General features: G+C 36.7%; 9 protein-coding genes. All 9 read right to left on the bottom strand.

Annotated features, from left to right (window positions below; all coding sequences use genetic code 11):
- Positions 1 to 96: 96 nt before the first annotated feature.
- Complete coding sequence (mngA, locus tag WQ54_RS00295; protein ID WP_046510517.1) at positions 97 to 2,040, bottom strand: PTS 2-O-a-mannosyl-D-glycerate transporter subunit IIABC; 1,944 nt, start codon at positions 2,038 to 2,040, stop codon at positions 97 to 99.
- Positions 2,041 to 2,173: 133 nt separating this feature from the next.
- The gene (locus WQ54_RS00300; protein ID WP_046510519.1) at positions 2,174 to 2,905 is read right to left on the bottom strand and encodes a MurR/RpiR family transcriptional regulator; all 732 of its coding nucleotides are present in this window, start codon (positions 2,903 to 2,905) and stop codon (positions 2,174 to 2,176) included.
- Between the two features lie 141 nt (positions 2,906 to 3,046).
- Positions 3,047 to 4,252, bottom strand: a complete 1,206-nt coding sequence (mmsB, locus tag WQ54_RS00305; RefSeq protein WP_046510521.1) for a multiple monosaccharide ABC transporter permease — start codon at positions 4,250 to 4,252, stop codon at positions 3,047 to 3,049.
- Between the two features lie 6 nt (positions 4,253 to 4,258).
- Entirely contained in the window at positions 4,259 to 5,794 is a 1,536-nt protein-coding gene (gene mmsA / locus WQ54_RS00310; RefSeq protein ID WP_046510522.1) for a multiple monosaccharide ABC transporter ATP-binding protein, read from the bottom strand.
- Between the two features lie 50 nt (positions 5,795 to 5,844).
- Positions 5,845 to 6,930, bottom strand: a complete 1,086-nt coding sequence (gene chvE, locus WQ54_RS00315; protein ID WP_046510524.1) for a multiple monosaccharide ABC transporter substrate-binding protein — start codon at positions 6,928 to 6,930, stop codon at positions 5,845 to 5,847.
- A gap of 380 nt (positions 6,931 to 7,310) precedes the next feature.
- Positions 7,311 to 7,952 carry a serine/threonine protein kinase gene (locus tag WQ54_RS00320; protein WP_046510526.1) on the bottom strand — a complete coding sequence of 214 codons (642 nt, stop codon included), beginning with the start codon at positions 7,950 to 7,952 and terminating at the stop codon, positions 7,311 to 7,313.
- Between the two features lie 802 nt (positions 7,953 to 8,754).
- Positions 8,755 to 9,969 carry a response regulator gene (locus tag WQ54_RS00330; protein WP_046510528.1) on the bottom strand — a complete coding sequence of 405 codons (1,215 nt, stop codon included), beginning with the start codon at positions 9,967 to 9,969 and terminating at the stop codon, positions 8,755 to 8,757.
- A gap of 19 nt (positions 9,970 to 9,988) precedes the next feature.
- Entirely contained in the window at positions 9,989 to 11,797 is a 1,809-nt protein-coding gene (locus WQ54_RS00335) for a sensor histidine kinase (protein WP_331434594.1), read from the bottom strand.
- A 27-nt stretch (positions 11,798 to 11,824) separates the two neighbouring features.
- The gene (locus tag WQ54_RS00340; RefSeq protein ID WP_046510529.1) at positions 11,825 to 12,841 is read right to left on the bottom strand and encodes a substrate-binding domain-containing protein; all 1,017 of its coding nucleotides are present in this window, start codon (positions 12,839 to 12,841) and stop codon (positions 11,825 to 11,827) included.
- Between the last annotated feature and the right edge of the window lie 182 nt (positions 12,842 to 13,023).

Here is a 13,023-nt window from a genome sequence, read left to right on the forward strand (position 1 = left end):
AATGAAGCAATTAAGAAGGAAAAGTACTAGGCAGCCAAGAATATGGCGCACGTAGTACTTTTCTCCTCTATCAGTTCCAGCAATTCTTCTAACTAGTTATGCTGCCTTCTCTATACGGTCACGCTTCTCTTTTGCTAATTTCGCTTTACGTGTAATAATTAATAAAACCATGGATATGAATGCACCTATAAGAGCTGCACCAAACCAAATACTTGCTGCAATTAACAATGGTTGTCCCTCTACTAAGGCAAGTGAGAAGATACCTGCTCCTGGAACCGACAGTCCGATATTGAAGTACGCAACGATTGCACCAGTAACCGCAGAACCGGCAATTAGTGACGGAATGACACGGAAAGGATCATTCATCATAAACGGAATGGCTCCTTCAGTAATACCGGCTAAGCCTAACAACCATGTTTGCTTGCCTACCTCTTGCTCTTCCTTTGTAAAATATTTTTTCGCTACTATTGTAGCTCCCGTTACGGAAAAGGCTGAAACCATTTTTACGGAAGCAAACGTTGCATAAGGAACAATATTACCACTAGCCATCGCTCCAATACAGAATGTATAAGCAGCTTTATTAACAGGGCCGCCTAAATCAAATGAAACCATTGCTCCCAAAACGATTCCTAAAATGATTGCATTCGTCCCTGAAAGACCTTCAAGCCAGTGAACTAAACCTTCATTTAGAAATGCAAGCGGCTTTCCAACAACAAACAGCATAATTGAACCAACTACAAGTGTTCCGACAACCGGATAAACCCAGAAACTAATAAAGCCTGCAAATGTTCCTCTTGGCTTCACTTTATGTTTCAAAAATTTAAGGAAATAACCTGCTAAAATCCCTCCAAGCATACCACCTAGGAAACCGCTGCCAATCAGGTTAGCAGCAACCCCTGCTGCAAAGCCTGGTCCTAAAGCTGGTTTATCAGCTATGGAGTAAGCCATATATGCTGAAAGAATTGGCACCATTAAAGTCCCCAAAAGTGTTCCGCCCAATTGCCTTAATAACCACAGCCATGAGCCTTCTTCTGCATACACATCCTGCAAGCCAAATGCTTGTGAAACAAGGACCGCGAATGCTAATGTCATACCACCAGCTACAATAACCGGAATGATATAAGAAATCCCTGTCAAAATAGAATCTTTGATTTCTGTTTTAAACGATTTTTTATCATGATCAATTTCTTCATCTGTATTATTTTTTGAAGCAGTATACGCTTGCTTCGGGCTTTTTTCAGCTTTTTCTAATGCTTGTGTTAAGATCCCTTTTGCATTTTTAAGTGGTTGTGCAACAGTTGTTTTCACTTTAGGAAGATGAGAATACCTTTCTTCGTCTTTTACAGCCACATCGACGGCAAATATGACAGCATCTGCCTTAAGGAGCTGATTTTTTGTATGACGATCTTCAATACCATTTGCTCCTTGCTTTTCAACAAAGACTTCTACACCTAATTCTTTTCCAGCCTTTACTAAAGCTTCTGCTGCCATATACGTGTGAGCGATTCCCGCCGGACAAGCAGTAATAGCTAAAACAGTTTTATCCGTGGTACTTGCTTCTTCACTCTTTTCTTCATTTTCATTTACATGATCTAATGCTTCAAATAGCGCTTCGTTTGAATTAGCTTTTAACAAACGATTTTTATATTCTTCATTTGATAATCTCGTTACAAATTCAGACAGTAATGAGAGATGTGTTGAGCCTGATTCATTTTCTGGTATTGCTAGCAAAATAACAAGTTCAACTTGATTATTCGGATCAATGCTCTCCCAATCTGATAATGGCTTTTGAAGTGTTGCAATCGCAAATGCGGCTTCTTTTACCGTAGCCGATTTGCCATGCGGAATAGCCAGGCCGCCTTCAAATCCAGTAGGAGATAAGCTTTCTCTATCCATAACCGCATTATAAAAATCTTCTTCAGAATGTAATTTACCTTCTTCAGAAAGCTTTTTTATTAAAAATCTAATGGTTTCTTCTTTCGACTGAAAGCTCTGTTTTGTAAACAGTAATTGTGTCGATGTAAGAGTTTTCAACAACATGTTCTAACCTCCTTGGCTTATTATGACCAACTGATGTGTTTATGTTAGCATAAAAAAAAATAAGAAGAGTTTTCTTCTTATTTTTCCACGGCAAAGATGCTAGATAGCGTTTTCATGTGTATTTATACACAAATTATTCTGATATCTCCCAAAAATATTCTGATAATCTTTGCAATATAATCATCATCGGTGTTTTATCTGTAACGTTGTATCCGTTAACATTCTTTCGAGGAGAGTAGCAATACAAATTAACATCGGTTATTTGCTGTAAAGAGTTTCGGTTAAAATGTGTAAGGGAAATCGTTTGTACTTCTCTTTCCTTTCCAAGCTGGGCCATTTCCAATACTTCCTTCGTTTCTCCTGATAAACTTAGAAAAAATACAACATCTTGTTTTTCAAGCTGGTTAATCCCGTACAGAATTTCGTGGCGATGGACATAATAATCTGCTTGTTTTCCAACGATTCGCGTATTTTTTACCATCAGTTCACAAAAAGGCGCTGTATCTCCTACACCAAAAAAAATAATTCTTCTTGCACGTTGAAGCATTTTTGCAACAATCGATATGATCTCCATATCAATTAGGGAAATGGTTTTATTAATAGTAAAATAAAAGCTATCTTCTTGTGTATTTACCGTCTTGTTAATTTCTTCTTTCAAACTATTTTTTAACTGGGAGTAACCATCATATCCTAATTTTTTCGACAACCTTGTAATCGTATTAGGAACAGTATACAAAAGGGAAGCTAAGGCTTGAATTGAAATGGTTGTCACATCATTTTTATTTTGCATGATATATTCGACTATCTGATCGTCTGTGTCATTTAATTTATATTCATATTTTTGAACCCGTTCTGAAAAAAGCAAACACATACCACCTCTATTCGTTCCTTTTAACAAATTTCTTCTGAAATTATATCAAAATACAAGAACGTTAACCAAATACTTACCTCCACACAAAAAAAGGGTGACGAGTGTTTTTCGTCAACCCTGTTTCCGTATTAGCATTTATGAAGCTTTGTTTTTATTATATATATCAAATGCAACAGCTGCTAATAATACTAACCCTTTAATACCTTGCTGCCAGTCCACTCCTAATCCTAGCAGGGACATTCCGTTATTCATGATCCCCATTACCAGCCCGCCGATGATTGCTCCCGGAACAGTACCGATACCGCCATATGCAGATGCACCGCCGATAAAGCAAGCTGCAATCGCATCTAATTCAAACAAATTACCAGCCTTAGGTGTTGCTGCATTTAAACGTGCTGCAAATAGCAAGCCTGATAATGCTGAAAGAACACCCATATTGACAAATACCCAAAAAGTCATTCGTTTCGTTTTAATACCAGATAATTGTGCTGCTTTTTCATTACCGCCAATCGCATAAACATGACGTCCTGCTTTCGTCTTGTTTGTTACAAAAGTATAAATGACAATTAAAACTCCAAGTATGATTAAAATATTTGGAATTCCTTCATATGAAGCCAAAACATACGTAAAGACATTCAGCAACGCGATCATACCGATAAGTTTTAAGACAAACATGCCGCTTGCTTCAACATCAAAGTTGTATTTTACTTGAGTTCGTCTATTTTTCACCTGAGTGAAAATAATAATAACCGATAAAACAAGTCCAATAATAATCGTTAATAGATGAAGTGATCCGCCGCTCGATACATCAGGGATAAAACCTGAACTTATTTTTTGGAAAGATTCAGGGAATGGCGCTATTGATTTCCCCTCTAGAACGATCATGGTTAACCCTCTAAATAATAACATTCCTGCTAATGTTACGATAAACGCTGGAATTTTGACATATGCAACCCAAAATCCTTGCCAAGCACCAATAATGGCACCTACTAATAACGAGATAATAACTGCTAAGAATGTTGGCATTTCATAGTTTACCATCAGGATGGCAGATATTGCTCCTACAAATGCCGCGACCGAACCAACTGAGAGATCAATATGGCCGGTAATGATAACGAGCACCATTCCTATTGCTAAAACCAGGATATAACTATTTTGCAAAATAAGATTCGTAATATTTAAAGGTTGTAATAACAGACCGTTTGTTAAAATTTGAAACAGCACCATAATAAAAATAAGGGCAATGACCATGCTATATTGCCGCATATTATTTTGAATCATTGATTTGAATGCTGATTCTTTTTTCAAGCTAGTTTGATTATTTTGTATCTGTGTTTGCATAATGAACTACCTCCTTACCTTACTTTTGGTCATATACGTCATCAGTTTTTCTTGACTCGCTTCTTCTCTTGTTACCTCACCAGTGATGCTGCCTTCATTCATTACATAAATACGGTCACACATTCCAAGCAGCTCTGGAAGCTCTGAAGATATAATGAGGATTCCTTTGCCATCCATCGCTAAGTCATTAATAATCGAGTAAATTTCATATTTTGCCCCTACATCTATCCCCCGAGTCGGCTCATCAAGAATTAAAATATCAGGCTCTGAGAAAATCCATTTGCTTAAAACGATCTTTTGTTGATTTCCCCCACTTAGATTGCCTGCTTTTTGAAAGATGCTTGGTGTTTTAATTCTTAATTTTTTTCGGTATTCTTCCCCTACGATCATTTCTTTGTTTTTATCTAAAATCGCTTGCTTTGAAATTTTTTCTAAACTTGCCAGCGTGATGTTCTGTTTAATATCATCCATTAATATGAGACCGTTTCCTTTTCTGTCCTCAGAAACATAGGCCATTCCATGGTCGATTGCTGTTTTGACATCATGGAATTGAACGCCTTGTCCATCTTTGATGATTTCCCCGCTTATTTTTTTGCCATAAGATTTACCGAAGACACTCATCGCAAGTTCCGTTCGGCCAGCACCCATCAGACCGGCAATCCCCACAATTTCACCTTTGCGGATATGAAGGTTCACATCATCAATCACTTTGCGATCTGAATGCAACGGGTGATACACATTCCAATTTTTTATCTCAAAGAAGGTCTTGCCAATTTTAGGAGTTCGATCAGGATAGCGGTTTGTCAAATCCCTTCCGACCATTCCCTTAATAATGCGGTCCTCTGTTACATTGTCTTTCTTCATATCGAGTGTTTCAATTGTTTGGCCGTCGCGTAAAATCGTAATGGAATCTGCAACCTTTTCAATTTCATTTAATTTATGGGAGATGATAATCGCAGACATTCCTTGCTTTTTAAACTCTAATAATAGATTTAATAGGTTCTCACTATCGTCTTCATTTAGAGAAGCTGTTGGTTCATCTAAGATTAAGAGCTTTACTTTCTTTGACAGCGCTTTAGCAATTTCGACTAATTGCTGCTTTCCTACACCAATGGCATCGACCTTTGTATTTGGAGACTCTTTAAGACCTACCTTTTCTAGAAGCTCCTTCGTCTTGATCGTAGTTAGATTCCAATTGATGACACCGTTGTTTGCAATTTCATTGCCTAGAAATATATTTTCAGCAATTGATAATTCCGGTATAAGCGCAAGCTCCTGGTGAATGATGACAATCCCTAGTTCTTCACTTTGCTTAATATCCTTAAAGCTGCAAACTTGACCATTAAACAAAATATCTCCGGTATAAGAGCCATATGGATAGACCCCGCTAAGCACCTTCATTAGCGTAGATTTTCCTGCCCCATTTTCACCGCATAAGGCATGGATCTCTCCTTCCTTCACCTTTAAATTAACGTTTTCAAGAGCCTTTACACCTGGAAATTCCTTTGTTATCTTCCGCATTTCTAGTATTATGTTTGACATTTTTTCACCACACCTACATTCGTCGTTTTAACTAGAATTCTAGAAATCCATTATTTTTGTCCAAGCTGTTCTTTCGTATAGTAACCGCTGTCAACCAAGACAGATTCATAGTTTGTTATATCAACAGAAACAGGGTTTAATAAATAAGCGGGTACGATTTTCTTGCCGTTATTGTACGTCTTCGTATCATTAACTTCAGCTTTTTCTCCATTTAATAAGGCATCCGCCATTTCAACAGCCTTTTTAGCCAGCTCGCGTGTATCTTTAAATACAGTTTGTGTTTGTCGTTTATTAATAATCGATTTGATAGAAGCAAGCTCAGCATCCTGGCCAGTTATGACCGGCATCGGTTTATCTTCACTTCCATAGCCTACACCTCTTAATGAGGAAATAACCCCAATACTTATCCCATCATATGGAGAAAGAACAGCATCCACTCGTTCTGAGGAATAATAGGCACTTAAGAGATTATCCATTCTTGATTGTGCCAGTGCTCCATCCCATCTAAGTGTGGCACCTTGGTTAAACTTTGTCTGATTGCTTCGAACAACTAACTTTCCTGATTTGATATATGGCTCAAGGATTGACATCGCCCCATCAAAAAAGAAATAGGCATTATTGTCATCTGGAGATCCTGCAAATATCTCAATATTAAACGGACCTTCCTCTTCTTTTAGCCCTAATTTTTCTTCAATATACGTTCCTTGTAATACCCCTACCTGAAAGTTATCAAAGGTTGCATAGTAATCGACATATTCACTGTGCTGAATTAAACGGTCATAAGAGATTACCTTAATCCCTTGTTTATTTGCTCTTTCTAAAACACTTGTTAACCCTGAACGATCATCTATTGGCGCGATAACTAATACATCAACACCCTTTGTAATCATGTTTTCAATTTGTGCCGTTTGGTTTTCAATGATATCTTCTGCATATTGTAAATCTGTTTTATATCCCAGCTCCTCAAAAAGCTTTTTCATATTTTGGCCATCATTCACCCATCTTTCAGATGATTTTGTTGGCATTGATATCCCGATAAAACCTTTAGACTCTCCACTCGTCTCTTTGACACCACATCCGGCCAAAGCAACTACCAGTACGATTAAAAGAAAAAGTGTAAACGATTTCCTTTTCATCTAGTTGTCCCCCTTTCTTATTTCTCACATGGCCAATTCAATTAAGGAATTAGTACTAAAAATATAACACTATAAAAAAAAACCGTCTTTTTAATAAAACAACTATTTTTATAAAAATTTAACTTAATTTAAACCGCTTACATCAAAAAGCGGAAGAGCCTTGCTCAGCGACGTAGAAAAAAGAGCACTCCGTATGAGATAAAGGAAAGAGCGTAAGCGATTCGATGTTGACTTAGCGTAAGGAGGGGGAAGTTCATTAGTCGCTAGGCGCCGGAGCTAGACACCAAAGCTAAAATGAAAAAAAGTCTGCCCCTCAACCACAATGTAGAGAGCTTCTATACATCATGGTTTGTAGAGGGCAGACCCTTTTAACTTTTAAATTAATATTCATTTGGTACCTTTTTCTTTGCAGAAACATTTAAAGAGATTAGTTGCCGCTTATACAATGCCGCTATCCCATTTAGTATACCTTCTGGTAATTTCTTCGGAAAAAGGGGATGGCGATAAAAACGGTAATAGGCATTTTTCAAGTCACGCCATTGCGTGCAATCCTTCTTTTGTTTAAATCTTGCCACATCAATCATTTTTATATGATTGTCAGGAGTAATAATGATATTTCGCAGGTGGATATCTGATGGATTCAGTCCAACTTTTCTAACTAAATCCAATATATGATCGACTTCCTTAATATGATGCTCCTGAATAATGATTCCTTTCGTTAAACAAGAAAATAAGGTATTTCCATTTATATAATCCATCGTGATAAAATTTTCTCCAGATTCATAAACAGCAGGAAAATAGGGAATATGCGGGATCTTATGATAAATCTCTATTTCTTCCTTCGCTATATGAGTAAACTGGGGCGGAAATACTTTTATTACCTTATCAGAATCTTTTATTTTAAAAACACAGGCACTTCTTCCTGTTCCGATTAGTTTAAGATCCTGATGGTGTTGTTTTATATGAATTTTTCCTTTGTTCATTTCAAATACAATACTTTTAGCATAATCATAACTAGTCATTTATACTACTCCTTTCAGGAGAATAGATCGAACCATATTTTTAATAGATCATCAGCTTGCTAGATGAATATAAAAAAGACCTCACCAAATAAGTGGTAAAGGTCTCGCAAACAACGATTGTTGCCAGCAAAGCCGAGGTAAGTATAACCCGTATTGACGACTTTCCTGTACAGCTACTCCCCTTTAGAAGGAATCAAAAATGAATTTATCATTATTATAATTTTTATTCAAATTGTGGTCAATTAATTACTATCATTCCTTTTTTTCTACCTATCAATGGAATCGCCTTCATTAGGGCAAAATACCGGTATAACTTCCATTAGCGGGAGTTTAACTGTTCAAATTGGGATAAATTACTATAACATATTCAGAGGCTTTAAAGCATGATGAAGCGAATATCAACTGATGCAGTTTATGTAGAGGATCAACAAAAGGATAAATCTTTTTGGACGGATAAGGCAGGCTATGAGGTAACGGCATATAGGCCGACATGCATATAGGCTAGAAGTTTCCCCATAAGGTGCCGAGTAATGTTTAGTTATTTATTCTAAATCCATAATGAACGGATCAGAGTATATGAAAGCATCTTAGTCTTTGAATGTGAGGACATTGAAAAAGATATGAAACGATGAGGACAGATTTGCAAGTAAATTGAATAAAATGGAGTGGGGAATTTCCCTTTCGTTCAATTTTAAAACGAAGATGGAAATGAATCTTTAGTAAAAGGCTAATTTAAGCGATCCTTTCAAAACAAAGAATCTGTCCCTCCAAACACCAATTATAACTGGAGGGATAGTCCTTTTTACTTATCTTCCACTAACCCTTTCCGATATTTAATCGGAGATACGCCCATCACCTTTTTAAAAGCAGTACTAAAATAGTGCTGTGTATCATAGCCAACTTGCTCTGATATTTCTACAATTGGTAAATCTGTAGAATTTAGTAGTTGGATCGCCTTTTTTATTCTCAAATTGGTTACCAAATTTACAAAAGACATGCCAAGTTCCTGTTTTATTACTCGACTTAAATAAACAGGTGATACTTGTAAGGTTTGTGCGACAGCTTCCAATGTAATAGAGGGCTCTGTGTAATGCCCTTCAATAAATAGCCTTGCCCGTCGAACAACAGGAGAGATAACGGACTCTTGATCAACTGCCTCTTTACAAAGTCTATACACTTCAGGAATAGTTTCCAAGTTGCCATCAATCGTTTCCACGTACAAATGGACAGTCATTTTCAGGCATTCTTTAATCGCTTCTTCCACTTTTTTAACCAAGGTTTCAGTAACTTCTTTCCATACGATCAAGTTGATTCTTCCAGTGTCGTCTCGAAAAATGACAGGAATATAGGATTCAAGTATTTCCAGTATGATATTTTCAATTGAAAAGAAAAACATCTGCTTGTCTTTATCGTTTAATAATGGTTTATTCGCGAAGTATTCTGGACTTTGCATGATTGCGAACAGCTTTGGACTTTCTAAAGGTAATTCCAGAAATTCTAATTGCTTTAAAATATCTGATTCTTTTAATCGTCCCTCTACCCATTCCCGGCAAAACCTTTCCCTTAATATTGAAAGATTCTTTGATATTTGGTTGGAAGCCATTTTTAAATATTCATCCTGCTTTACTGTCTTTTCAAGTTCATTTCGTACACCCTCCAATACTTGTTTTAATTGATCTGGATCAGCCGGCTTTAAAATGTAGTCTGTGACATTTAATCTTACAGCTTCTTGCGCATAAGAGAATTCATCGTGTCCAGTAATAATGACTATTTTACAATGTGGCAGCTTTTCACGTATTTCCTTTATTAAAGTAATCCCATTCATAATCGGCATATTTAAATCTGCTAAAAGAATATCAACAGAGTGCTCTAATGCCAGCTCTAACGCCTCCTCACCGTCCTCAGCCTCAGCTTTTACATCCATTTGAAGTGATGACCAATCAACAGAATCCCGAATCCCTTCACGAATTACAGGCTCATCATCAGCAATTAATACCTTCCAAGTGGTTTTGTTCATCACGTTCCCCCCTTGACTTTTACCTTTTTATACTATTTCTTTGGATTGGCAGATTAATCATAACAACAGTCCCTTCACCAAGTATGCTGTCAATTATTAAGCCATATTGGTCTCCGTACGTTAATTTTATTCTCGCTTGGACATTCATCATTCCATAACCAAAATCTACCCGTTTTCCATTCTCCTCTTTTACCTTATAGAGGCTGTCCATTTTTTCCCTTAAAGCATCAAGTTTATCCGATGGAATGCCTTTGCCGTCATCTGTTACTTTTATAACTAATCGGTCTTGTTCTTCTTTTGCATGGATATGAATATGACCAGGTCCTTTTCTTTCTTTAATTCCATGATATATGGCATTTTCCACAATAGGCTGGAGAACAAGCTTAAGTATTGTGACATCATGGATTTTTGGTTCCAGCTTAATTGAATAGTTGAGCTTATCACGATATCTTGCTTTTTGAATACTCAAATAGCTTTGGATATGGGTTATTTCTTCTGTCAATAAAATAATGTCATTTCCTTTACTCAGACCAATTCGAAACAATCTTGATAATGAGGCAACAACCTCTGAAACATCATCAGCACCTCGTTTTCTGGCCATCCAATTGATCGTGTCCAATGTATTATAAAGAAAATGAGGTTTGATATGTGCTTGAAGACTCCTAAGTTCTGCTTCCCTTTTTTGGCGTTCTTGCTGTTCAGTTAGTGAAATAAGATCATTGACTTTAACGATCATATGGTTGAAGCTTCTCCCTAGCATCCCTATTTCGTCTTTTCGATCACCTTTATAACGGATCGAGAGATTTCCTGATTCTACTTTTCTCATAAATGACATCAGCTGGACAATTGGCTTTGACATTGAGTTAGAAAGATAGTATGAAGCTGTGATCCCAAATAAACAAACAAAAAAGACAAACGAAATGACATATAAATGAATCGTTTTTACTTCAATAATTGATTCATCGGTCGAAAAAATACCAACCGTCGTCCAATTCGTAAATGGCTGTTTTTGATAAATAAACTGCAAGGTGTTTCCTTCCAGCTCCTCTGAGAAATAACCAGATTCCTCGCTGTTAAGCAACCGCTTAGGTATTTCCTTCACTAATGGATTTGCCGGCGAATAAATTTCTTCGCCATTTTCATCAATAACCATTAAATATCCTGATTTTCCCAATCTGACATTCTTTGTCGCTTCGGCAATCACCCGGAGCTTTAAATCAATTAAAACTACACCTCTCACCTCTTGGGTTTCAGGTTCAATAATGGAACGGACAACAGTAACTACTTCACTGTTTTTGTAATTAACATGACTTGTAATTGCACGATTAGCCGGATGGCCGATTATTTTAAAAATCCCTTCATTTTGAACGGCTTCCTTATACCATGATTCTTTAGTTAAATTCTCGTTAGATCTTGAGTAAAGTTCGTTACTTATATAATCTCCGTGGCTATTAACGACTAAAATCCCAGCAACTTCAGGATACAAAGTTGAAAGCCCTTGCATGAATTTCCGAATTGAGTATACCTCATCCTCTGATTGATTGGTAGTTGGTTGTTTCTGAGAAAAGAAAGTTTTTATTTCAGGGTCCATTGAGAGCAAATAACTTATATTCTGCATATTGCTTGCATAGGTTTCCAATGTTTTATTCACTTGTCCGATTAACTGCAGCGTATGCTGTGTTGCTTGGTTGTCAATAATCCTCTCTACTGTAAAACCGGTTAATAAACCAAGCCCCATAGAAGGCAGAATACTGATTAATAGAAGGAGCGTAATAATTTTATAGCGAATTGGAAAATTATTAAGTTTAAAGACTGGTTTCTTCATCATACTTCAACTCTCGTCCTCTTGAAGTTTTTAGTCTGCATAATACTCTTCAATATTCTCTTTCGTGACAACCGAAATCCCTGTATCCACATATTCAGGTAATATCGCTGATTGCTCGCCTTGCTGTGTTGGGGAAAATGAAGAAGTTCCATGATTATGCTGGAAAAGGAACTGCATGGACCAATAACCCATATTCCAGGTGCCTTGAGCCAATGTTGCCGAAATAGCGCCTTCCTTTATTTTATCAAGAGTTCGTTTATCCGTATCAAAACTAATAATTCTTATTTGTTGTTCCTTTTTTAACGATTCTGTTGCTTGAGCAATACCAACACCGCCATTTGCTTCTGTTGTAAAAATCCCCTGAATATCTGGATGTTCTTTAATAATATCTAATGCAGCTTGTTCTGAACGCAATTGATCACCTTTGCCATCTTTTATTTCTACGACCTCCATACGAGGATATTCTTCCTCAATGGTCTCAACAAAACCATCTGTTCTTTCCTGATGATTCAGCTGATCTGGCAGGGTGATAACCGCTACTTTTCCATTACGATTCAATAAATCAGCCATTTTATGAGCTCCAGTCTCACCCGCAACATAATTATTTGTTCCCAAAAAGGATAGTGCCTTGCTTGAAGGAGCATCGGAATCAAACAAAACAACAGGAATTCCTGCTTCAATCGCTTTATTAATCGTTGTGTTTAATTCATATGGATTTATTGCTGATATCGCAATTCCCGCCGGCTTTTTAGCGATGACTTGTTCCAAAACTGTAATTTGTTCATGGGAATCATACTGGGTTGCGCCACGGTATTCAACTGATACATTCAACTCATTGGCCGCATCTTCGAATCCTTTGATAGCACTTTTCCAGTAATCAATCCCTGCTAAAAACGTAACCATTACATATTTTTCTCCCATATCTCCTTGTAATTGCTCTTCATTTTTTCCAAAAGGATATAAAAAGGATTCTTTTAAGTAATAGTTATATAGATAAATGGAAAAGATCGAAAATAAAATGACATAGACAAGTAAAAGCTTTTTCACATGTCATCACCTCTAATGAAAAATTATAACTATGGCCTAAAGGCTGGGTATGTTTAACCTATTATACACATGTACGTACAATCTGCATATTAAAAATTATTCGCTGTTTATTGTTATATTGTATACCATATAAACCATTTTTACTTTTAAATCAGAAAAAACCTTCCCTATTTACTAGGAAA

It is taken from the genome of Bacillus sp. SA1-12, assembly GCF_000981385.1.
Classification (GTDB): Bacteria; Bacillota; Bacilli; order Bacillales; family Bacillaceae; genus Metabacillus.

Coding starts and splice junctions, on each gene's coding strand:
- mngA (WP_046510517.1), bottom strand. CDS start 2,040: ATGTTGTTGAAAACTCTTACATCGACACAATTACTGTTTACAAAACAG.
- mmsB (WP_046510521.1), bottom strand. CDS start 4,252: ATGCAAACACAGATACAAAATAATCAAACTAGCTTGAAAAAAGAATCA.
- mmsA (WP_046510522.1), bottom strand. CDS start 5,794: ATGTCAAACATAATACTAGAAATGCGGAAGATAACAAAGGAATTTCCA.
- chvE (WP_046510524.1), bottom strand. CDS start 6,930: ATGAAAAGGAAATCGTTTACACTTTTTCTTTTAATCGTACTGGTAGTT.
- WQ54_RS00320 (WP_046510526.1), bottom strand. CDS start 7,952: ATGACTAGTTATGATTATGCTAAAAGTATTGTATTTGAAATGAACAAA.
- WQ54_RS00330 (WP_046510528.1), bottom strand. CDS start 9,969: ATGAACAAAACCACTTGGAAGGTATTAATTGCTGATGATGAGCCTGTA.
- WQ54_RS00335 (WP_331434594.1), bottom strand. CDS start 11,797: ATGATGAAGAAACCAGTCTTTAAACTTAATAATTTTCCAATTCGCTAT.